The sequence below is a fragment of the Bradyrhizobium sp. CCGUVB23 genome (assembly GCF_024199885.1).
Classification (GTDB): Bacteria; Pseudomonadota; Alphaproteobacteria; order Rhizobiales; family Xanthobacteraceae; genus Bradyrhizobium.
Genome location: NZ_JANADQ010000001.1, coordinates 1,990,408 through 2,011,912, shown reverse-complemented (window position 1 = coordinate 2,011,912; position 21,505 = coordinate 1,990,408). Strand labels below are relative to the sequence as shown.

The window sequence follows — 21,505 nt, the reverse complement described above, 5'->3', positions numbered from 1 at the left end:
TGCCTCCTGCGCGGCGCCCACATATAGCTTCACGATCCAAAGCTGCGGCAGAGCTTGTCAAGCTTCAAGTGCGTTGACTTCTACCGGATCACACGATCATCCGCGTCCAAGCGAGACACGTCGGCACCGCTGAAATCAGCCACATGGAAAGTCGCCTTGGGCCGCAGCACATAGTCGGACGGGTCCGACGCGACGCCAGCTGGAATCTAGTCCCGTCAAACAGAACGTGAGCTCCACCCATCTTCCCTCTCGCTCCTTTAGCGAAGCCCGGACGTAGGATGGGCATTGTAGCCGTCGAGCGGCTCAAGCCAGCCGTTTGAACTTGAACTGCCGCAATCTGTACCGAGGGGACTTGCATGCGAGACTTCCGCACTGTTGATCGTTCGATTGTCTGGCCTGGCGGGCAAGTCCAGCACAACGCCAACAGCCCTGGCAATATGGGATAAGAAGAGATCTGACGCGAGAACCTCACACAGGGCGGTTCTCGTTGCGATTCTTCACCGGCTGCATCCTGGCGAGGCCGTCTTCGTAGGAGAGTTCGGCATAAGAGGCATTGATGCTCTTGGCGGCATCGAGCAGATAATCGAGCTTGCCGGCAGTATCGAGCTTCTTGATGTCGTTCTTCTCGACCCCAGTGAGATCCATCATCTCCTTCCAAACCGTCGACTCGTCACATGGCAGTATGCGAAATGTGACGTTACCGATCTTGATGCGGTATTTCGCCAGAAGATCGATATTATTGCAGAACATGAAGTAGGTGCCGTTCGGGCTCAAGGCGCCATCCAGTACCTTTGCGACATCGGCAAGATAGGCAAGAGAATGCAGGTAGCCAGCCAGTACAGGGATTGTGGTCTCTCCCTCGTCCGCGACCGTTAATACCTGCTCGATCGAATAGTCGGGCGGGCGCTTCTCGTCGGCCACCTGAACCTGGAACCTTAGCGCGATATCGCCGCGGAAGCCGAAGCGGCCCGGCTTTGTGGTGTCACCCTTCAGCACCGCATTAAGCAAGCGGCCTTCTTTATCAAGCCGACCAAGAGCGGTGTTGTCGATCGACGTCATGAAATCCTCCTGGTTTGATGCGGCTGGCGCAGGTATCGAACCGCGCGAACCCACGTTCGGCTCCATGCAAATTGTTTGCCGTCGGCCCAAGTATGCGGCGAAAGCCAAAAGCAAGGCCTTGTCTGTGCGGCTTTGGCAGATATACCCCCTGCCGGCAGGGTTACGGCGCCGCGCCAAGATTGTTCGCTAGCTGCAAAGCGTCGTGTCGCAAGCCCGACACGCCCTGCAACGCAAGTGACCGACATTGGCAAAAGCCAAGTATTGTCGGGAGGGTGGTTGCTGGCATGGGACTTGCCAATCTCATCCCGAACTGCCGTAGCTGATGAGGGAAAGCGATGATCAGTCTGACGAAGAGCGCGGAGAATGCGGTGAAGAGCGCGATCTCTGCGGCAGCGCAGCCGGTGAAGGGCTTGCGTATAATGGTCGAAGGGGGCGGCTGCGCCGGGTTCAAGTACGCAATGGGGCTTGCCGATGAGCCAAAGCCCGATGAGACCGTAATTGAGCGGGGCGGCATCAAGGTGTTTGTCGACAAGAATTATCACCCGCATCTTGCCGGAACGACGATCGATTTTGTGGTGGCGCTGGAGGGATCTGGTTTCACCTTTGACAATCCCAACGCCAAGTCGGGCTGCTCATGTGGCAAGTCCTTTAGCTAGAGCCGCATTCCTGACGAGTCGCCACGGAGAGGTGTCAAACATGCTTGTCGAGACTGAACAAACGAGACAATCGGCGGCCGCGAAATCTACCGAATGTGAGCGTATCGTCCGCGCCGTACTCGACGAAATTCGGCCGAATCTGAAGCGTGACGGCGGAGATTGCGAGCTTATTGGGATCGATGGCAACAAGATCATGATCAAGCTTACGGGCGCCTGCGTCTTCTGCAAGCTCGCCAGTGCGACACTAGAAGGCATCCAGGCGCGCCTCATCGAACGGCTTGGCACATTCGTCCGCCTGATCCCGGTCGCGGGATCCACCAAAGCCCGACACTAAAGAAGGCATACGGTGCAGTCGGTCTACCTCGACAACAACGCGACGACTCGGACGGATCCGTCCGTCGTCGCTGCGATGCTACCATTCTTCTCCGAGCAATTCGGAAATGCATCGTCCGCCCATGCAGCAGGCAGGCAAGTTGCAGAAAGCATAAGACAGGCTCGCAGGAGTGTGCAGGCACTGATCGGTGCTGCTTTTGATCACGAGATCGTCTTTACCTCGGGCGGTACCGAATCGGATAACACGGCAATCCTTTCGGCACTTGCCGTGCAGGAGCGACGCGACGAACTCGTCACCACGACCGTGGAACATCCAGCTGTGCTCTCGCTCGCAGACGAGCTCGGCCGTCGCGGCAACAAATGCCATCTGATTCCTGTTGACTGCTCCGGCCGGCTCGACATTGATGCTTATCGCCGTGCCTTGTCCCCGCATACCGCGGTCGTCTCCGTCATGTGGGCCAATAATGAGACCGGCACGATCTTTCCAGTGGAGGTCCTCGCCAAGATGGCGCGATCCACTGGCGCACTCTTCCACACTGATGCGGTGCAGGCTGTGGGGCGAGTTCCGATCGACGTGAAGACGACCCAGATCGACATGCTGTCGCTTTCTGGCCACAAGCTGCATGGTCCAAAAGGCGTTGGCGCGCTCTATGTGCGCAAGGACACTAAGTTCAGACGACTGATCTTCGGCGGACCGCAAGAGCGCCGCCGACGTTCCGGCACCGAGAACGTCCCCGGTATCATTGGGCTGGGTAAGGCGGCGGAGCTTGCTGCCGTAGAGCTCGGGCAGGAGCGCAGGAAAATAGCCGCGCTGCGCGACCGGCTGGAGGATGGCGTCCTCGACTTCGGCAAGTGCGTGGTGCTCGGTGACAAGGAGAGCCGTCTGCCAAACACGTCAAATATCGCCTTCGAGCATCTCGAAGGTGAAGCAATTATCCATCATTTGAGTCGCGCCGGCGTTGCCGCGTCCCTCGGATCAGCCTGTGCGTCCGGCGCCATGGAACCGTCTCATGTGCTTCGAGCGATGCACGTACCGTCTGCCTTGTTGCACGGCGCGATCCGCTTTTCGCTGTCCCGCGAGACCACCAGCGAGGAGATCGATCACGTCCTCGTTGTGCTACGAAATATCATCGCGAAATTGAGAGGGACCCCACCTGGGCGGTCAGAGCGTGCAGAAACGACCTTTCGATCCAATGAGTCTATCAGATGAAAGTCATCATTCGTCGTTCACCTGAAACTGGTCTCTCGATCTACGTCCCCAAGAAGGACCTTGAGGAGCGGATCGTTGAATCCGAGCACGAGACGCTGTGGGGCGGCTGGATCAGAATAGCTAATGGCTGGGTGCTCGACCTGCCGCCGATGACGAGCGACACTACCTTGCCGATTACGATCAACGCAAAGAGGCGTGGCGGCGACAGAGAAGAGACGTGAACGTGCCGGCTCCGCGGATCGAGTTCGTTGGTCGGCCAGTTGCCGAAGCCCTGCTGCGCAAGGTCGCGGAGGGGCTTCGTCGTGGCAATGTCGTTCCCTATCTCGGGCCCGGCTTAGTGGGATCGTCGAACACGAGCGCGCCGATGAATCCGGAGGACCTGGCGGCATTCTTCGGCACCAAGGTGACGTTGCCAAGGCGCACGAGAGGGAACGCCTGGGCCTCCGCACAGCACATCGAAAGCACGAGGCACCGCACCACCGTAACAGCGATGATGGCGGACGCATTTAGCGCGCCGATCGCGCCAGCGCAGCTACAGCGGTATCTTGCAACGCTGCGGCTGCCGCTGATCGTCGACAGCTGGTACGATGACGCGATGCGAAATGCGCTGGCGGGACACAGCAATTGGGGCGAGATCCAGGGCATCGCCCGCGCCGGTCTGCGTGAGGATCGCTGGTATCGCTTCTACGATTCCGCAGGCAATGAAGTCGATTGCTCTCTTGCAAAAAGCTGGACAACGATCCTCTACAAGCCGCACGGCAGCGTTGCCCCGGCCAAGAATTTCCTGGTCTCCGATGCCGACTATGTTGAGGTGCTCACGGAAATCGACATACAGACGCCGATTCCCGGCGAGGTGAAGGCTCGCCGCACCGGCCGCAACTTCCTGTTTCTGGGGTGCCGCTTCAACGACCAGCTCCTGCGCACCTATGCGCGACAGGTGTCAAAGCGCTCGTCCGACGTTCACTATGCCGTGGTCGAGGCCGACACGCTCTCCAAAAATGAGCTCCGCTTTCTGGTCGACCAAGGCCTAACGCCACTCGCAGTTCCGCTTGCACGTGCCGTCGAGATCCTTTTGGCAGATTAGGGGCGCTGCGTGGACATTTGACCAGCGCTTGACCGGGCAGCTCTCACACCATCTTGCCGCCATCTGACGAGCCATGTTTCCAGCAAAAAAGGAGAAAGCAGCGGCCATACCTTCAGTCAACATCTTCTCGCGCCGCTACGTGCCGTTTCGATCACAACGCATGTCGGCTTTCCAACACGCCCCGGCAAGAGGCACACCAAAGCGCTTCCTAGCTCGTTGAACAAGATCATGAAAGTTGCGCGCCGAGCCGTGGCACGCTGATTGCTGAGCCTTAGATACCGAGAAATTTCTCAGGCTTGAAGGGAGAACTGGGTAAATGGGGACTCCAATGCATCGGGGATCATCGAGCGACGCCATTGAAGACGGCGAGATCACGCAGTCGATTGCCGAGCACAAGGGCTGTGGCAAGAGTAGTTGCGGCGGCGGAGTTAGATGCGGCTCGCCGGCAGGCCACAGTGATCTTCCAGCTGAGACATGGGAAAAGGTGAAAAAGCACCCCTGCTACAGCGAGGAAGCGCACCATCACTATGCGCGCATGCATGTCGCGGTCGCGCCAGCCTGCAACATCCAGTGCAATTACTGCAACCGCAAGTACGACTGTGCCAATGAATCGCGTCCGGGCGTGGTCAGCGAGAGGCTCACGCCTGAGCAGGCGGCCAGGAAAGTGATGGCCGTTGCCTCTACGATTCCGCAGATGACCGTGCTCGGTATCGCCGGTCCTGGCGACCCGCTCGCGAACCCCGAAAAGACCTTCAAGACCTTCGAGCTCGTGCACAAGCTTGCACCGGATCTCAAGCTGTGCCTGTCAACCAACGGTCTCGCCCTACCCGATCACATCGACACCATTGCCAAGCTCAACGTCGAGCACGTCACGATCACGATCAATATGATCAACCCCGAGATCGGGGCAAAGATCTATCCTTGGATTTTCTACAATCACAAACGATACACGGGCGTCCAAGCCGCAAAGATCCTCACTGAACGCCAGCTCCAGGGCCTGGAGATGCTCACTCGGCGGGGCATTCTCTGCAAGATCAACTCGGTTATGATCCCCGAAATCAACGATCAACACCTCGTCGAAGTGAGTAAGGCAGTGAAGTCGCGCGGCGCCTTCCTGCACAACATCATGCCGTTGATCTCGTCCCCCAAATACGGAACCGTTTTCGGTGTGAAGGGCCAGCGCAGCCCGACGGCACTGGAACTAAAGGCGCTGCAGGATAGCTGCGAGGGTGAGCTGCATATGATGCGCCACTGCCGACAGTGCCGAGCCGATGCGATCGGGCTGCTAGGCGAAGACCGCAGCGCGGAGTTCACCACCGAAAAGCTCGCGACGATCGACATCAAATACGATGTCGAGAGCCGCAACGCTTATCAGGCCAAAGTCGAGGACGACCGCGCCGCCAAGGCCGCGGCCAAGCACGCTGACCTTGTGGAACTCGCAGTTAGCCTCGGCGATACGAAGGTCCTGGTGGCGGTCGCAACCAAGGGCTCGGGTCTGATAAACGAGCACTTTGGTCACGCCAAGGAGTTTCAAGTCTATGAGCTCTCCAGCGGCGGTGCCAAGTTCATTGGCCATCGCCGCGTCGATCTGTATTGCCAAGGTGGCTATGCCGAAGAGGGAAAGCTCGAGACCATCATCCGTGCCATTAACGATTGCCACGCAGTATTCATCGCCAAAATTGGCGGCTGTCCCAGGGCGGAATTGATCAAGGCCGGCGTAGAGCCCGTCGATCAATACGCTTATGAGCCTATCGATAAGTCGACGATCGCCTGGTTCAAGACCTATCTCGACAGGGTCACCAGCGGTGCGATCAAACATGTCGAACGCGGCGATGCTGCGATCCGCCAAGGCGCGTTGATTTCCGCGGCATGAGAGAGGAAAAACATGCCGTTCAAGATCATCGCCGCTCAATGCACGAGCTGTTCGGCATGCGAGCCGGAATGCCCCAATGTCGCGATCGCGGAGAAGGGCGGAACATTCATGATTGATCCTAAAAAGTGCACCGAATGCATCGGCCATTTCGACGAGCCGCAATGCGTGGCGGTCTGCCCAGTCGACAATACATGTGTCCTTGACACCTCGCTTGCACGCTACCAGGCGCGCAGTTGAGCGAAGGAAATGACATGAACTTCTGGAACATACGATCGGTGCGACGAGCCATCCGAATGATGCTCCAGGCCGGCGGCCGCGCCGGCTGCGACCTTTGTCTCGCGATCAGCCCAAGTGGATGTTCCGGGCTTGTCTGTGGGATCAGCCGGCACGACGATGTGACGGCCGACTTCGTTGACAAGCCGAAGCGGACCGGGTTCGTATTGCAAGATCGCATGCAAGTCTCTTGCGGGGACCATTGATTTCAAGAGGCGACCCGCGATGCCAGATGCTCTGTTCAGTCCGCAATCCGAGATCAACGAGGCGCTCCTCGCCAGGACCTTGCTTGGAGATGGGCTGCCCAGCGAGGCCGAGCATCACCTGTGGCAAGCAAGCCTCTCCTATCACCTTGATGAGGTCGCCGAAGGCCACCTGCGCAAGGCCGTCGGCCTGGCACCAGGGCATGCGGCAGTGCTGATCGGCTTATTTCGCTTCTATTTCTATAAGGCGCGGCTCGCCGAGGCGCTTCAGGTTGCCAAGCTCTGCATAAGCAAGGCGTCGGAGATGAACAATCTCCCATCAGACTGGCGTCTTGTCCGTGCCCATGATGCTGCGTTCGGTCGATACGAAGATATTCTGCCGCGGTTCTTTCTGTTCTCGCTGAAAGGATACGCTTATTTGCAGATGCGCCTCGGTCAAACCGAGGAAGGGCGGTTAGCCGTTCAAAAGCTTCTTGAGATCGACCCCACCGATAAGATCGGTGCCAAGGTTCTCCTGCGTGTCCTCGAACGCATGGGGCAGGCGGATGAGTGAGGACGTTGACGAGGCCAGAAATTGGCAGGGTAATCAGATCAGTTGCGCCTGCTGCGCGCATATTGCTCTGAATCGCGCTGGCTGCTGTCAACTCAAGCATGCTTGCGTTAACGACCGCTATGCCCGACGTATCGACCGCTTCTTCGAGAGGAATCCGAGCCTCGCCGACGCCTACCTCACTCACCCGCAATTTGAGGTGCGCGCAATCGCGGCGAGATTCGCCAACGTCTTCCTGCTGCCGCGGTTGCTCCACGATCACGACGAAACCGTGCGTTGGAGCGCCGTCCGTCGCCTGCCCAAGCGTTTCGCCCTGCAACTTCGCAACGACCCTCATCACGAAGTTAGGATGTGGGTCGCGACACTGCTCGAAGGTGACGAACTGCTGCCGATGGCCTCGGATGAATACTACTACGTCCGCCTTGTGGTTGCGCGGCGGATTGCGCCGTTGCTGCTCCGCGGAATGATCCGCGACGAGGACGCTGAGGTCCGTCGCGCCGTGGCGCGACGCCTCCCAGAGAAATGGTTGCTCAGCCTGGTCGCCGACCGTGACGCATTGGTGCGGTTGGAGGTCGCTCAACGCCTGTCGGCGGAGTTATTGTGGCTTCTGCGCCACGACCCGGATTGGCGTATCCGGCATGAGGTCGCAAGCCGGATCGTACCCTCCGAGCTCATAGGCCTTGTCGATGACCCATATAGCCTGGTGCGCGAGGTCGCGCGCTCGCGACTTGCCCGGTAGCCGGGACAAGAACAGGGGACCCCGGCATGAGCAATATTGTGGCTGACAGTGACATCGTCGAGCTGACGGCACCACCTTTCTTCGACTTTGGCGAGAAGGTGCGGGCCAACCGCACCATCCGCAATGACGGCACCTACGCCGGCAAAGAGATCGGCGACATCCTGGCGAAGAAGGGCGAGGTCGGCTACGTCATATCGATCGGCACTTTCTTGCAGCGGTTTTACATCTACGGCGTTGAATTCATCCAAAGCGGTCACCGGGTCGGCATGAAGCGCAAGGAACTCGATCCGGTCATACCACGCGCCGAAGTCGAGGACCTGCACTTGCCGGGAGCCAACGATGATTGAAGCCGGGCTGCCAAAATATCAGCGGGGCCAGCGCGTCAAGGCGATGTTTGACCTGACCAATGACGGATCCTTTCCCGATGCCCCAGCTGAAGGGCTCCTGGTCAGCCTCGGCGACATCGGCAAGATCGTCCAAGTTCGCCGGCACACGGAAGCGAACCTTCCGATCTATCTTGTCAAGTTCGGTGAGCACTTGGTCGTCGGTTGCCTCGAAAGAGAAATCGGCCTGGTCTAGGAAGTAGACGCGATGAACGTGGCCTTAGACATAAAGCCGGACCTACCCGCGCACCCCAACGACATCGATCGCAGGCGCATCGAGCGCGCGCTGAGGTCGAGAGAGCGCTACCGTTATGTCTCAGCCAACATCACCGGAGTTGCCGGAGGCTACTTGATCGAATGCCCATGCTGCTCGCGCAATATCGACGTTAAGGGCGGCATCATTGACGTAGCCATGCTGCGGCATGACGGGGCAAGCGCCAACTGGCAGGTATTCCGAAAAGATCACAAGCAGGGCATCTGGAAACTGCACTCCACGCACCAGCGTTTGGCAGCAGTTACCGATCTATTGAACGCCGATCCGGAACGCGTGTTTTGGCAATAAGGACCCGTTCGATGGCTCTGGGAGCAGGCGAAATTGCGGACATCGAGCGGGCGCTTGCGTCATTCGATGATGCTTCTCAAGCCTATGCGGTGTTGCGACAGAGGTACCCGCATCTCGCCTGGATCCGCTGCGACTCGTCTGACCTTACCGAGACGCCTTTTCACAGCGTCGGACAATTCGACCTGCATTTGCTCGATAGCGCGGATCATTGTGCCCGGATCACGGACGATCCGACGCGAGCGACCGGCATTGTGCTCGCCACGCGGGCGGTCGAGCCGTGACCGGACCAGCCCTAGGCCACGGCCTCGTTGCCAAGGCGGACGAAGAGCCGGTTTCAACGGGCCATGAATCCTTGATTCCGTTGTCAGATCCCGACATTACCCCGGCCGAAATCGCGGCAGTAGATCGCGTGTTGCGCTCGCCGCGTCTCTCTAACGGTCCGCTCATGGAACAATTCGAGGCGGCATTTGCCACCTATCTCGGACGGAATTATGCCGTTGCGGTACCGAGCGGAACCATCGGCCTTCTGCTGTCTCTGAAAGCTTGCGGCATTGGCGCGGGCGACGAGGTGATCGCCTCGTCCTATTCATATCGTGAAACAGCGCACGCGGTCAGCCTCGCCGGTGCGCGGCCGGTATTTGCGGACATCGACTATTGGTCCGGGACGCTCGCTCCGCAGAGAGTCGAGGAGCGCATCACGCCAAAGACCCGCGCCATCCTCGCCGGCAACACCAATGGCCATCCCGCAGCCTGGTCGGAGCTGCGCGATATCGCGAGAAGGCGTAATCTTCTGCTGCTGGAAGATTCCACTGAGGCCGTCGCCTCACGTTATAAGGGCCAATTGGTCGGGACCTTCGGCGATGTCGCTGTGTTCGACTTCGCGCAGCCCTCGCTTCTGACCTGCGGCGAAGGCGGCATAGTGGTTACCGATGATATCGATCTTGCTGTGGCACTTCGTCGTCACCGTTCGCATCGGTCGGACGAGCGTTCTTCCGTTACCGTCGGTTCGGCTGCGCCATATCAAGCCGAAATGGGCGATCTGTCCGCTGCACTGGGGATTACGCAGCTAAGGCGTATCGACGAGATCCTGGAGCGTCGCCGGCTGATTGAACAGTTTTATGCGGCGCATATGCAGGCCTTTGAAGGCATCAAACCGCCCTATGTCGGACCCGACGTGACCGAAGTAAACTGGTTCCTCTATGTTGTCCATCTCGGGACGCGTTTCACGCGCTCCAGCCGCGACGCGATCGTCGAGGATCTTCGCGTTGAGCAGACCGAGGCTGCGGCCTACAACCATCCTCTGCATCTGCAGCGGCATTATCTTGATCTGGGCTATCGCCGTGGCGATCTGCCGGTGACGGAAAAGATCTCCGATCGCGCCGTCGCACTGCCATTTCATACGCATCTCACTGATAGCCAGATCGAATTCATTGTCGAGACCATGAAAGACGCCTCAATCAATGTAGGCGCGGGCGCGGCGATCTACTGAACAGCCGTGTCGTTGACTGTCGAAAACCGCGCAAGAATGACGACGAGGTCGACGGCGGTAGAGCGAAGGCGTCCGCACGCGCGCTCACCAATCGCGCCGAAGCGGGCGGACGCCTTTGCGGCGACGACCAGCGTCTGAGTTGAGGAATAAAAGACGCGGGGCACGTCTCCGGGCGCCCTGAGGCTCCTTTCGACGTACCCCGCTTTGCGCCTGCCTTATGGTAGATCTGCGGGTAATCAGCGCCGCAGAAACAAAGCCGGCGTAACACCGATCTCAACTGGCAAGTGGGGCTCGATGTCACGCCCCACGGACGGTGCGCGGCCTGCACTATCGCACTGTCAGCGCATTCCGTCGACCTTTTCCACCAACCTCCGGCGGCGCTCCGAAAGGACCGCCGCGGATGCTCACGGGCCGCTTCTTTCTGTGCGGCCGCTGCCGTTCGCAGGTAACGATCTGCCGCAACTGCGACCGGGGACAACGCTATTGCGGCCATGACTGCGCCCGTGCTGCCCGCCGCGAGAGCCTGCGCGAGGCGGGACGGCGTTATCAGCGCAGCCGCCGCGGACGCCTGGCGCATGCGACCCGCGCCCGACGATACCGGGCGCGGCACAATAACGTGACGCATCACTCTCCACCCGCATGGCCTGTCGGTTCACTACTGCGCCGGCCTGCGGACGATGTCGTTGTTGCACCTACTGACGTCGGCGAGCGAGCGACGACATCGATCATGCCCATGCCGAGCTGTCGGTTCTGCGGCTGTCGGTTGTCGCTGTTCCTTCGTACCGGCTTCGTGCGTCGCCGGGGGCCTCGTCATGCTCACCCCTATGGAGGCCGAGACCCGACCGATGACCGTTACCCCTGAATTGGAAGCGCAGATCCTGCGTCTGTATCACGTCGAGAAATGGCGCTGCGGCACCATTGCGAAGCAGTTGCACGTTCATCACACGACCGTGCATCGCGTCCTGACCCAGGCCGGACTGCCCAGGAATAGGCCGATATTGCGCCCCACGAAGATCGAGCCCTATCTGCCGATCGTCCTGAAGACGCTGGAGCAGTTCCCCGCACTCACGGCCAGCCGCCTGTATGCGATGATGCGTGAGCGCGGCTACCGCGGGTCGCCCAGCTACTTCCGGCACCTGATCGCTCTGCACCGTCCACGCAAGCCAGCCGAGGCGTTCCTGCGGCTGCGCACGTTGCCGTCTGAACAAGGGCAGGTGGATTGGGGGCACTTCGGTCACATCGAGATCGGTCGCGCCCGCCGTCCGCTGATGGCGTTCGTCATGGTGCTGTCGTACTCGCGCGACATCTACCTGCGCTTCTTCCTCGATGCGCGCATGGAAAACTTCCTGCGCGGCCACATCGGCGCGTTCAACACATGGTGTGGGCTGCCCCGGGTCCTGCTCTACGACAATCTTAAGAGCGCGGTGCTCGAGCGCCAGGGCGATGCGATCCGATTCCATCCCACGCTGCTTGCCTTCGCCGGCCATTATCGGTTCGAGCCGCGTCCTGTCGCGGTTGCCCGGGGCAACGAAAAAGGCCGTGTCGAGCGCGCTATACGGCATATCCGGGAGGCATTCTTCATCGCCCGCAAGTTCACCGATCTCGACGAGCTGAATGCCCAGGCCGAACAATGGTGCCGATCCGAAGCGGCGGACCGACCATGTCCGGAGGATCGCGAGATGACAGTACGCCAGGCGTTCGCAAAGGAGCAACCACTGCTTCTGCCGCTGCCCGCCAACCCGTATCCCGTTGAGGAGCAGGTCGCCGTGAAGGTCGGCAAAACGCCCTATGTGCGGTTCGACCTGAACGACTACACGGTTCCCCATACCCATGTTCGGCGCATGCTGAGCGTGCGGGCCGATCTCAGCCAGGTCCGGATCTTCGACGGCGCGCAAATGATCGCCAGTCACCGTCGCAGCTATGATCGTGGCCAAGAGATCGAAGACCGACGACACCTGAAGGATCTCGCCGAGATCAAGCGTGAGGCGCGCCAGCATCGCGGCCTCAACAGCCTCACCCGAACCGTGCCGGTCTGTCAGACCCTGATGATCAGGGCCGCCGAACGTGGCGCCAACATCGGTGCGCTCACGACCGCGCTGCTGCGGCTGCTCGATCGCTACGGCGCAACGGAATTGCAGGCCGCCGTCGAGGACGCTTTGCGTGCGGGCTCCGTCCATGCGGCGACGGTCCGCGCCGCACTCGAACGTCGGCGCCTTGAGCGTGGTGAACCGCCGCCCGTCGAAACCAGCCTGCCCGAACATGTGCGGCGCAAGGATACAACGGTCCGGCCGCACCGCCTCGACAGCTACGACCAACTGACCCCTTCTGGAGATAACGACGATGAGCACTGATGATGCCCTGCTGAACCGCGCCAAGGCGCTGCGCCTCAACGGCCTGGTCGAACACTGGGACGAAATCGCCGGCGCCCCATGGCTGGCCCCCATGCTGCAATGGGAGGAGGAGGAACGTGCCCGGCGCTCGCTGCAGCGACGCCTGCGCGACGCCAGGATCGGTCACTTCAAACCGATGGCCGATTACGACTGGCTCTGGCCCAGGCGCCTCGACCGCGCCGCAGTGGAGCAATTGATGTCGCTGTCCTTCATGAACGACGCAACCAACATCGTCTTCGTCGGACCAAACGGCGTCGGCAAATCGACCCTCGCGCAGAATATCGCCTACCAGGCGCTCATCGCCGGTCACTCGGTCTTGTTCCGATCGGCCAGCGAAATGCTCGGCGAGCTTGCCGCCCTCGACAGCGATACCGCTTTGCGCCGAAGGCTCCATCACTACGCCGCCGCCGACGTTCTGGCGATCGACGAGGTGGGATATCTATCCTACTCGAACCGTCACGCAGACCTGCTGTTCGAACTCGTCAGCCGGCGCTATCAGGCCCGCTCCACAATCGTGACCACCAACAAGCCCTTCGCCGCATGGACGGAGGTCTTCCCAAATGCCGCATGCGTCGTCAGCCTCGTCGACCGCCTCGTGCACCGATCCGAGGTGATCTCCATCGACGGCGAATCCTACCGCCTCAAGGAAGCTCTGGAACGCGCCGAGGCCCAGAGCACACAGCATCGAAGCCGGCCCGCCAGTACCAACGAGAAGGAGCACGTTGCATGACCAGAAACCACCATCAACCATCCGGCCTCAACTTCGGGATCAGCTTCCTCATCAATCCCGAATGGACCCCGGAGCAGGCGCTCGCTGTCCACGAGCTCCTCAAGGATCTATCCGACAGCATCTGGTCGCACTACTGCCTCAAGATCCAGGAACTCATCCAGGAGCAACAAGCGCCGGCCGATCACCGCGACGACGAAGAGCAACCACACTCCTTCTGAAACACACACCACTGCGACACTCGGCGGCGGCCTTTGCGGGCCGCCTTTTTAGTTCCCTCACCATCCTACCGCCCATTCTTGTCGTCATTTTTGTGCGGATTTAGAAAGTCACCAACAAGCCGAAAAATGCAGAAGACGAGAAAAAGACCTCGCTCGTCATCCTCCCGGAAGGCAAGACCATGGGGCTATCGTCACTCCGGCTTGCCGCCGAGATCGCGATCCATACGGACTACCAGCCATGATTCGCGGAATGCTCAAAGATCTGAGGAAGCTCCCGCAATATGCGGTCGTAGTCGTACTGAGCTGCCGTGAGTTATCGAGCCAGGAATTCATGGAACAAAGCCCATCGCCGTAACGCGACGATGTCGGCCATCGATATATCCTTGTTATCTTCGCGACAGTCCGCCCGCGGGATTGTCGACCGACGCGCGTCATTTCCATCCGTGTCGGCGGAAGTCTTTTCAAATGGTCCTGTCGAGAATTGGTTTGGAGCTTGCATGAAACCGGGCGAGAGCAGGAGTAAGCGACATGGTGACGGCTGGGCCGGCAATTGAGGCCTTGATCCGCAAGGCGCTTCCGGAGGCGGATGTGATCGTGACCGATCTGGCGGGCACCTGACACCACTGTGGGGCACGAGTCGTCTCGCAGGCCTTTGCCGGCAAGAGCCGCATCCAACAGCATCGGATGATCTATGCCGCGTTAGGGAGCAAAACGATCGACACGTTCGACGCGCTCGTGCTCGAAACCGCCGTGCCGAAACGAGTCACTTGCAAGGAAACATAATGAGCGAACAATGCATTAAGCACTTAAATTGTGGGGATGACATCAAGCCGTTTTCGAACGGGCCGATTGTCATGCAACTCTATGTCAAAGCAGATTCTCGCGGCCATTACGACATCGCATTGCGGTAATAGAAGTATGAGCGACAACATGAACGAGTTCGAACTCCCACAGCTCTACCGGCATCACGTTTTCGCCTGCCATACTCAGCGCCCTCCCGACCATCCGCACGGCAGCTGCGGGGCGGCGGGCGGAGGACCCTTATGGGAACGGCTCGGCAAAGCAATCGAGGCGGGTGGGTTGACCGATATCGGCTTCACCGCAGCCGATTGTCTCGGCTTCTGCGGCTCTGGTCCTCTGATGGTCGTCTATCCTGACGGTGCCTGGTATCGTCCGAGCACTCCGGAAGATATTGACGAGATTGTCGAGTCCCATCTGAAGAATGGCCGTCGCGTCGACCGGCTCGTCATGGTGCTCGCGCGGAGTTAGCGGTTCCTTGCTTTCAACTTACGGGAGACGGCGCCATCGGCCGTCTCCCGCCACTCTAAGAAGGACGCCGGTGCATCGCATCGGCGATTGCGAGGGCTCTTTACCTCGCGAAATGGCGCTCAGGGGACGCTCGGCCGTGGGGCCACTGTGCGGAATGCCGCTCTCTTCCAGAACTAGGCCAGGATAGTGCAACACCGCCTACGAAGAAGACTTCACACTTGCGTCCACCACGGCATCGCCTCCGCGCGCGTGGAGGGCCCAAACAACCCAAATGTCCTTTTCCAGCAAATGAACCGGCCGGCCTGAAGCCGTGGCAACAACGCCGAGAGCCTCAAGCAGCTCGTCACGAGAGAGAGCCAGATAGCATTCAGCCATGGGCTACGAGCACCTGGCTGATGGACTTTGACATCCACGCGGGCAATGCAGGCCTGAGCGCGGATATGCGAATATTCAATCGATAGTTGTTCAGATTCATACTCAAAGCTGGCCTGAAATAAGGTCCCTCTTTCTTGTGTGTTTTGATACTTCCGCTTGGACCTCATCGGCGGCCTTGAGAGCAACGCAAATTATGGATCGCCGCTTGCAAGCGGAGAAAACCCTTGGCGCTCCGGTTCGGAATCAGAGCCCGCACTTCTTGTATCCGATCGCGTGGAACCCGCCTCCGCTTAGCGCCACTTTCGCCCACAAGAGGTTCGTGCGATATACCACCTGCGAAGCAAACACATCACACCTCCGCACACCGCGGCGCCTTCTCCGTTCGTGCGCAGTTCTGAAGCTCTCGCCTCGGGCTTGAGCCCAGCAGCGACGGGACCGGCTCGCGGTCAAATCCGGCACATCTTGGGTTATTGGCTTCGATCAGCGGCCGCCTGATCAGCAGCGGATCCTCGAGCATCAAGGCGATCGCGCCGGCTGCGTCGATCGTCGCCGGATCGACCTCGCCCGACGTCACCCGCGGCGCGGCTGGGTTGAACCAGGACCGAACCGGCGTGTTACCGAAGAATGTGCATAGATCGGACGCGGTCCAGGGTTCGGTCAGCAAGCTCTTCGCCACGACATGATGACCCGCTGCCTCCAACGCGCAAATCTGGCGCGCGTTCGTTCCGCAGCCGGGCTTCTGCCAAAACAGAACCGTAGTCATGTCAAGATTCCCATTTCATCACGCTAAGCAGGATCGTTGGCGCTGCTTTACCGTGGCCCTAGATGGTGTTGACCTTCTTGCCCACGCCATTCAACGTCAGCGGTGTGACCACAGTGCCAGTCCGCCGCCTTCACATGCTCAAGTGCGCTCACCTCGTCGGACGTGTCAGTAACGATGAGAATGCGGACACCTTCGAACTTTCCGGTGAGTTCGCCAATCAGGTCCAGTCCGCTATTCTTCAGCAAGGTGACACTGAGCAACATCTGGGGCGAGTCAGTCGAAGCTCGCGGCATAGGCCTCTTCAGGCGTGGCCAGCTCGTGGGTCTCGATCTCGTCATGAAGCAGGAACTGCAACGCCGCATGGGTGATCTTTTCCTGGTCGATATCGAACACGCGCCGCCGCTTACAGCCTTGTCTGTCTCGACGCCAAACTGCATGTCACCTTCCTTTCAAATCGCGTCACGATACAGAGTTGGCAATTTTTGTTCCGTTGTGTGCGGTCGCAGTCGCAGCAAAATCGCGTTTTCAGAGGCGCAATCCTTGTCCTGTTTCTGACAGAACAACAAAAGGTTCGGCGAAGCGCCCGTCAATTGCGTCTGTCGACCGTTTTCGAGTAGGCGCTTAAAGCACGCGCGGCGAATGGCACGCTAGTTGCTACTTGGATGCCGCAATTGCGAGTGAGGGCTGAGGCCACGCCGGCGCGTATGGCGAGCGCTGGTCTCTTTCCCGACGCCCGTGTGCGCACGTTTCTGAGAGAGAAATAATCTCGCGTAAGTCCAACGCGAAAATCATTGGCAATCGGTTGATGGAGAGCAACATGGCTTCACTGAGGCAAATCGCGTTTTATGGCAAGGGTGGTATCGGCAAATCGACGACCTCGCAGAACACCCTCGCAGCACTCGCCGAGTTGGGTCACAAGATCCTGATCGTCGGCTGCGACCCGAAGGCGGACTCGACCCGCCTGATCCTGCACGCCAAGGCACAGGACACAATCTTGAGTCTCGCGGCAAGCGCCGGCAGCGTCGAAGACCTCGAGATCGAGGACGTCTTGAAGGTCGGCTACAAGGATATTCGCTGCGTCGAATCCGGTGGTCCGGAGCCGGGCGTCGGGTGCGCCGGCCGTGGCGTCATCACCTCGATCAACTTCCTGGAAGAGAACGGGGCCTACGAGGACATCGATTACGTGTCATACGACGTGCTCGGCGATGTCGTCTGCGGCGGCTTTGCAATGCCGATACGTGAGAATAAGGCGCAAGAGATCTATATCGTCATGTCCGGCGAGATGATGGCGATGTATGCCGCCAACAACATCTCCAAGGGCATTCTGAAGTATGCCAATTCGGGCGGCGTGCGGCTGGGCGGCTTGATCTGCAATGAGCGGCAGACCGACAAGGAACTGGAACTGGCGGAAGCGCTCGCCAAGAAGCTCGGCACCCAGCTGATCCACTTCGTGCCCCGCGACAATGTCGTCCAGCACGCCGAGCTGCGCCGCATGACGGTGCTGGAATATGCGCCGGACTCCAAGCAGGCAGACCACTATCGCAATCTTGCGACCAAAATCCACAACAATGGCGGCAAGGGCATCATCCCGACCCCGATCAGCATGGACGAGCTTGAGGACATGCTGATGGAGCACGGCATCATGAAGCCGATCGATGAAAGCCAGGTCGGTAAGACTGCTTCCGAGCTCGCCGCGCTGTCAGCGTAATCCATCTTGCCGGCCTCCAAAGGAGGCGCGCATCAAGACTGATAGGATCCAACCAATGGAGTTGTCCGTGAGTGCAGCGCAAGAGGGGCTAATCGCTGCGATGTCGATTCCGTCGGGTGGGACCCCCGCTGACAGGCAGCTTGTCGGAATTGAACTCTACCATGCTTTAATTGGCTGCGATCCGGCAGACGCTGACGTAAGGGATAATGACAAGTTTGACCGGCATGTGTTCGCCTCAGTTCTTTGTGCCGCTGTAATGGATGGAGGGCCGCTTCCGGAGCGCACGGGCCTGACCGCGGATGAACTCAATGAACTCCTGGCACAATGTTTCCCACCCGCGCCCGTGCAGGCCATCATCTCGATGGAAAACTCCGGTTCAGCCAGTGACGAAGAGATCATGCTGCGCGACCTCCTGCTCGGCCAGCGATCGGTCAAGGGCGAGATCAGTCGCTGGCTCGCTGCCATGGTCGCAAGGCGTGCGATGGAACCGAATCATTTGTGGGAAGATCTCGGATTACGCGAGCGGGCCGAGTTGACGCGCTTGTTAATGCTCCATTTTGCGCCGCTGGCGGCGCAAAACACCAAAAACATGCGCTGGAAGCGCTTCTTCTATCGAAGATTGTGTGAGAACGAAGGTTTGGTGATGTGTACGACGCCGGTGTGTACGCAATGCTGCGACTTCAATCACTGTTTCGGTGAGGAGAGTGGCGAGAGCCGGATGGCGGAGCGTCGCCGCGAACATTTGCGGGGAATAGAAAGTCGTGCCGGAGCCGCAGGCAACCCGCAGGTGTGAGCAATCGACTATGCGCTCCGCCAGAAGCTGCGAAGGACCCCCGCATGCTGCGATGCCTGGATCCTTGCGCTTTGGCCTTGCCGGAAATTGTGCGAAAGCGTGCATGCGGCGGCTGCGTGATGCGGGCCTGCGGCCGACGCGCCGGCGCGTGCTGCTGGCTCAGTTGCTCTTTGCAAGGGATGACCGCCATGTCACTGCCGAGATGCTCTTCAGCGAGTCGATCGAAGCCAACATCAAGCTCTCGGTTGCGACCGTATACAACACGCTAAACCATTTCACGCAAGCTGGCTTGTTGCGCCGGATCACGCCCGACGGCTCAAGGTCGTTCTTTGACATGGATACAAGCATACACCCGCATTTCTATCTCGTCGGCGAAGACATTTTGATCGACATCCCCGAAAAGCTCCTGCTCGCGCGGATGCCCGAGGCCTTACCGGACCACCAGATCTCCCGGCTCGACATCATCGTCCACATTCGCCGTAAGCCAACCGACATCTGATATGTCCGATTTTCGACATTGTTACATTTACGGCAAATTCAGTCGCTGCTTAGAAGTGAAGTGATTTCAGGCAGTTCTTCAACCACCGCCCTGGCACGGCTGTTGCTCACCATTCAGCGGGAAGGACGGAATCTGCACATGGCCTTCGGTGGAACGACTCTGTCAGGCAGCTCGCACACACGACAGATAGTCCTGAACGACACCACGTTACGCGACGGCGAGCAGGCTCCCGGCGTGGCCTTTACAACGGCGGAAAAGCTATCGATCGCGCGCGCGCTAGCCAAGGCCGGGATCACCGAGATCGAAGCCGGTACGCCGGCGATGGGCCATGAAGAAGTCAGCGCGATCCGCGCTATTGTCGAAGCTGGCCTGGCCGCGACAATCATTGGTTGGTGCCGGATGAAATCTTGCGACGTCAATGCGGCAATCGATTCCGGCGTCTCAATGGTCAATGTCTCGATCCCATCCTCCGACGTGCAAATCGCTGCCAAGCTCGGCACCGACCGGGTTGCCGCGCTCGAGCAGGTGAGGCGGGTCGTCGGTTACGCTCGCGACAACGGGCTCGATGTCGCAGTCGGAGGCGAAGATTCCTCGCGCGCCGACGTCAACTTCCTGATCGAGCTGATCACCACAGCAAAAGACGCGGGCGCCCGGCGCTTTCGTGTCGCCGATACGCTCAGCGTGCTCGACCCGGACGCAGCCTTTGCGCTGGTGGCGGCGCTACGTGCCGCCACCGATCTCGAGATCGAATTCCACGGCCACGACGATCTGGGCCTCGCCACCGCTAACACGCTCGCCGCAATCAAGGCCGGCGCAACGCATGCCTCGGTGACTGTGATCGGCCTCGGCGAACGTGCGGGCAACGCGCCTCTGGAAGAGGTCGCTGTCGCGCTCAAACAGCTCTATGGATGCGACACGGGCGTTGTGCTCCCGGAGCTCGACAATGTCGCGGCTGTCGTCGCGGCCGCTGCCGTTCGCAGCGTTCCGCTCAATAAGGCGATCGTCGGTGAGCATATCTTTACCCACGAATCCGGTATCCATGTCGATGGCCTCCTGAAGGACCAACGCAGCTATCAGGCGCTCGATCCGCGGCTGTTCGGTCGCTCTAACCGCTTTGTCGTCGGCAAACACTCAGGGCTAGCCGCTATCAACGCGCTGCTGAACGAATTGCAGGTTTCCGTGAGCGCTGAGGAAGGCAAGGCGATCCTTGCGCGGGTAAGGCAGCATGCCGTCGAGCATAAGGGCGGGGTCGCGCGCGAGACTGTGATGGCGATCTGGCGCGAAGTCCGCGAGCGCTCCATGCTCAACGGAATGTGAGGCCGCCATGTCCCGAATAGTCGCCATTTATGTCATCGAGGCGCTCGTTAAGCCGCCACGCCAGCGGTCTGCCCCCCGTTTGACAGGCATGCCTGGCCACCCATCATTGCACACGGTAGAAGAAAAGATGGAGAAAGCGAATGGCTGACGGAATCCTTTTGCGATTGAGCAAGGCGGCTGCGGCCGAGGAGTTTTTTGATTTACTCGGCGTCGAGTACGAACCCAAAATTGTCAACGTGGCCCGGCTCCACATACTGCAGCGCATGGGGCAGTATCTCGCAGACGAAGACTTGACCGGTGCGACCGATGCAGCGGTCGCAGAACGTTGTAAGGCCGTGCTGGAGCGGGCATACACGGACTTCGTTGGCTCCTCCCCAATCGATCAACGCGTTTTCAAGGTTCTCAAAGAAGCGACCGCGCCACAGGCGAAGAAAGCGTCAAACTTGGTGCAACTGGAGACGTTTTAGTGACAGCACTTCATCATACTCGGGTTTGAAAAACTTCTCTCACTCCTCCTGGTCGTCCCACTAGGGCGGGAGTACGCAGCGTAGTCCCAGATTGCTCGGAGGCCGTGTGTTTGCGAGACCTCGGAAGTTGCGACGTCGTGCTCACACTCCGTTGCGGTGGCTATGTCGCGTGGAGGCGACCATAGGATTGACCTAACGCCTCTGTTCGGTCTCCGACGCGTGTCGCCGTATCCTTGTCAGCTCTAGCGCTTCTGGCTGGACGAAAGTCATGTCACCGTGGTCGTAAGCCTCTGTATTGATATCAACTTTCGATCACGCCCACAGTTGGTACGACACTTGCTGTCTCTATTCGCAGCAAAGCCTTGGAGAAGCGCATGCATTTCGACGTCTGCTACAAGCAAGTCGCGGCTTTCCCGCGGATTCGAGTGCACGCCCTGAGCAAGACCATCATGCTTCAGAGGGGGAAGACCAACCCTCAAGTTCTGCTTTCTCTCCCGCAATGTGGCTTCTGCGGCTTGCCGTCAGTGCCAACGCTTGTTTGGACCGGAGCCGCGCGGCAAAG

At 59.5% G+C, this 21,505-nt stretch carries 25 protein-coding genes and 1 pseudogene; 24 read left to right on the top strand and 2 right to left on the bottom strand.

The genetic code is table 11. From position 1 onward, the window contains the following. Window positions 1–468: 468 nt before the first annotated feature. Window positions 469–1,059: a hypothetical protein gene (locus NLN62_RS09370; protein ID WP_254113405.1), complete on the bottom strand. Its 591-nt coding sequence runs from the start codon at window positions 1,057–1,059 to the stop codon at window positions 469–471. 335 nt (window positions 1,060–1,394) lie between these two features. On the opposite strand from NLN62_RS09370, the gene NLN62_RS09365 reads away from it, so the two are divergent. The 19 genes and pseudogenes from NLN62_RS09365 to NLN62_RS09275 all read left to right on the top strand — a co-directional run bounded on the left by NLN62_RS09365 (window position 1,395) and on the right by NLN62_RS09275 (window position 15,021). Then, a complete protein-coding gene (locus NLN62_RS09365) occupies window positions 1,395–1,715 on the top strand; it encodes an iron-sulfur cluster assembly accessory protein (protein ID WP_254108509.1) in 321 nt (106 codons plus the stop codon). A 40-nt stretch (window positions 1,716–1,755) separates the two neighbouring features. Then, window positions 1,756–2,049: a NifU family protein gene (locus NLN62_RS09360; protein ID WP_254108508.1), complete on the top strand. Its 294-nt coding sequence runs from the start codon at window positions 1,756–1,758 to the stop codon at window positions 2,047–2,049. 12 nt (window positions 2,050–2,061) lie between these two features. Further along, window positions 2,062–3,258, top strand: a complete 1,197-nt coding sequence (nifS, locus tag NLN62_RS09355) for a cysteine desulfurase NifS (RefSeq protein WP_254108507.1) — start codon at window positions 2,062–2,064, stop codon at window positions 3,256–3,258. Then, window positions 3,255–3,479, top strand: coding sequence for a putative nitrogen fixation protein NifT (gene nifT, locus NLN62_RS09350; protein ID WP_027527695.1), 225 nt, complete (start codon window positions 3,255–3,257; stop codon window positions 3,477–3,479). Before nifS ends, nifT begins: the two co-directional genes overlap by 4 nt. Then, window positions 3,476–4,342, top strand: coding sequence for an SIR2 family protein (locus tag NLN62_RS09345; RefSeq protein ID WP_254108506.1), 867 nt, complete (start codon window positions 3,476–3,478; stop codon window positions 4,340–4,342). The genes nifT and NLN62_RS09345 overlap by 4 nt, the downstream gene beginning before the upstream one ends. Window positions 4,343–4,658: 316 nt before the next feature. After that, window positions 4,659–6,215, top strand: a complete 1,557-nt coding sequence (gene nifB, locus NLN62_RS09340) for a nitrogenase cofactor biosynthesis protein NifB (protein WP_254108505.1) — start codon at window positions 4,659–4,661, stop codon at window positions 6,213–6,215. A 12-nt stretch (window positions 6,216–6,227) separates the two neighbouring features. Beyond that, window positions 6,228–6,452 (top strand): ferredoxin, encoded by a 225-nt coding sequence (locus tag NLN62_RS09335; protein WP_254108504.1) that lies wholly within the window; start codon window positions 6,228–6,230, stop codon window positions 6,450–6,452. Between the two features lie 261 nt (window positions 6,453–6,713). Further along, window positions 6,714–7,244, top strand: a complete 531-nt coding sequence (locus NLN62_RS09330; protein WP_254108503.1) for a hypothetical protein — start codon at window positions 6,714–6,716, stop codon at window positions 7,242–7,244. After that, a complete protein-coding gene (locus tag NLN62_RS09325) occupies window positions 7,237–7,980 on the top strand; it encodes a 4Fe4S-binding leucine-rich repeat protein (RefSeq protein ID WP_254108502.1) in 744 nt (247 codons plus the stop codon). Before NLN62_RS09330 ends, NLN62_RS09325 begins: the two co-directional genes overlap by 8 nt. Window positions 7,981–8,006: 26 nt before the next feature. After that, window positions 8,007–8,327: a nitrogen fixation protein NifZ gene (locus NLN62_RS09320; protein ID WP_027527702.1), complete on the top strand. Its 321-nt coding sequence runs from the start codon at window positions 8,007–8,009 to the stop codon at window positions 8,325–8,327. Further along, window positions 8,320–8,559 (top strand): nitrogen fixation protein NifZ, encoded by a 240-nt coding sequence (locus tag NLN62_RS09315; protein WP_254108501.1) that lies wholly within the window; start codon window positions 8,320–8,322, stop codon window positions 8,557–8,559. Before NLN62_RS09320 ends, NLN62_RS09315 begins: the two co-directional genes overlap by 8 nt. A gap of 12 nt (window positions 8,560–8,571) precedes the next feature. Beyond that, on the top strand, window positions 8,572–8,925 hold the full coding sequence (locus NLN62_RS09310) for a hypothetical protein (RefSeq protein WP_254108500.1): 354 nt from the start codon (window positions 8,572–8,574) through the stop codon (window positions 8,923–8,925). An 11-nt stretch (window positions 8,926–8,936) separates the two neighbouring features. Further along, window positions 8,937–9,206 (top strand): hypothetical protein, encoded by a 270-nt coding sequence (locus NLN62_RS09305; protein ID WP_254108499.1) that lies wholly within the window; start codon window positions 8,937–8,939, stop codon window positions 9,204–9,206. After that, window positions 9,203–10,414, top strand: coding sequence for a DegT/DnrJ/EryC1/StrS family aminotransferase (locus NLN62_RS09300; protein WP_371932942.1), 1,212 nt, complete (start codon window positions 9,203–9,205; stop codon window positions 10,412–10,414). The genes NLN62_RS09305 and NLN62_RS09300 overlap by 4 nt, the downstream gene beginning before the upstream one ends. 812 nt (window positions 10,415–11,226) lie before the next feature. Beyond that, window positions 11,227–12,765 (top strand): IS21 family transposase, encoded by a 1,539-nt coding sequence (gene istA / locus NLN62_RS09295; protein ID WP_254108352.1) that lies wholly within the window; start codon window positions 11,227–11,229, stop codon window positions 12,763–12,765. After that, entirely contained in the window at window positions 12,755–13,534 is a 780-nt protein-coding gene (gene istB / locus NLN62_RS09290) for an IS21-like element helper ATPase IstB (RefSeq protein ID WP_254108353.1), read from the top strand. Before istA ends, istB begins: the two co-directional genes overlap by 11 nt. Further along, window positions 13,531–13,752, top strand: coding sequence for a hypothetical protein (locus NLN62_RS09285; RefSeq protein ID WP_254108354.1), 222 nt, complete (start codon window positions 13,531–13,533; stop codon window positions 13,750–13,752). The genes istB and NLN62_RS09285 overlap by 4 nt, the downstream gene beginning before the upstream one ends. 633 nt (window positions 13,753–14,385) lie before the next feature. Next, window positions 14,386–14,535 (top strand): annotated as a pseudogene (locus NLN62_RS53365) (BolA/IbaG family iron-sulfur metabolism protein); the annotation flags it as partial. 147 nt (window positions 14,536–14,682) lie between these two features. Continuing rightward, window positions 14,683–15,021 carry a ferredoxin gene (locus NLN62_RS09275; protein WP_371932941.1) on the top strand — a complete coding sequence of 113 codons (339 nt, stop codon included), beginning with the start codon at window positions 14,683–14,685 and terminating at the stop codon, window positions 15,019–15,021. A 724-nt stretch (window positions 15,022–15,745) separates the two neighbouring features. Here the strand turns inward: NLN62_RS09275 and NLN62_RS09270 are convergent. Next, window positions 15,746–16,159, bottom strand: a complete 414-nt coding sequence (locus tag NLN62_RS09270) for an ArsC/Spx/MgsR family protein (RefSeq protein WP_254108497.1) — start codon at window positions 16,157–16,159, stop codon at window positions 15,746–15,748. 817 nt (window positions 16,160–16,976) lie between these two features. Here NLN62_RS09270 and nifH point away from each other — a divergent pair. The 5 genes from nifH to nifW all read left to right on the top strand — a co-directional run bounded on the left by nifH (window position 16,977) and on the right by nifW (window position 20,943). Further along, the gene (gene nifH, locus NLN62_RS09260; RefSeq protein WP_254108496.1) at window positions 16,977–17,867 is read left to right on the top strand and encodes a nitrogenase iron protein; all 891 of its coding nucleotides are present in this window, start codon (window positions 16,977–16,979) and stop codon (window positions 17,865–17,867) included. A 100-nt stretch (window positions 17,868–17,967) separates the two neighbouring features. Continuing rightward, on the top strand, window positions 17,968–18,660 hold the full coding sequence (locus NLN62_RS09255; protein WP_254113402.1) for a nitrogen fixation protein NifQ: 693 nt from the start codon (window positions 17,968–17,970) through the stop codon (window positions 18,658–18,660). Beyond that, entirely contained in the window at window positions 18,629–19,159 is a 531-nt protein-coding gene (gene irrA, locus NLN62_RS09250; protein ID WP_371932940.1) for an iron response transcriptional regulator IrrA, read from the top strand. Before NLN62_RS09255 ends, irrA begins: the two co-directional genes overlap by 32 nt. Before the next feature lie 138 nt (window positions 19,160–19,297). Continuing rightward, window positions 19,298–20,476 carry a homocitrate synthase gene (nifV, locus tag NLN62_RS09245; protein WP_254108495.1) on the top strand — a complete coding sequence of 393 codons (1,179 nt, stop codon included), beginning with the start codon at window positions 19,298–19,300 and terminating at the stop codon, window positions 20,474–20,476. Window positions 20,477–20,616: 140 nt separating this feature from the next. Beyond that, window positions 20,617–20,943 (top strand): nitrogenase stabilizing/protective protein NifW, encoded by a 327-nt coding sequence (gene nifW, locus NLN62_RS09240; protein WP_254108494.1) that lies wholly within the window; start codon window positions 20,617–20,619, stop codon window positions 20,941–20,943. Window positions 20,944–21,505: the final 562 nt, after the last annotated feature.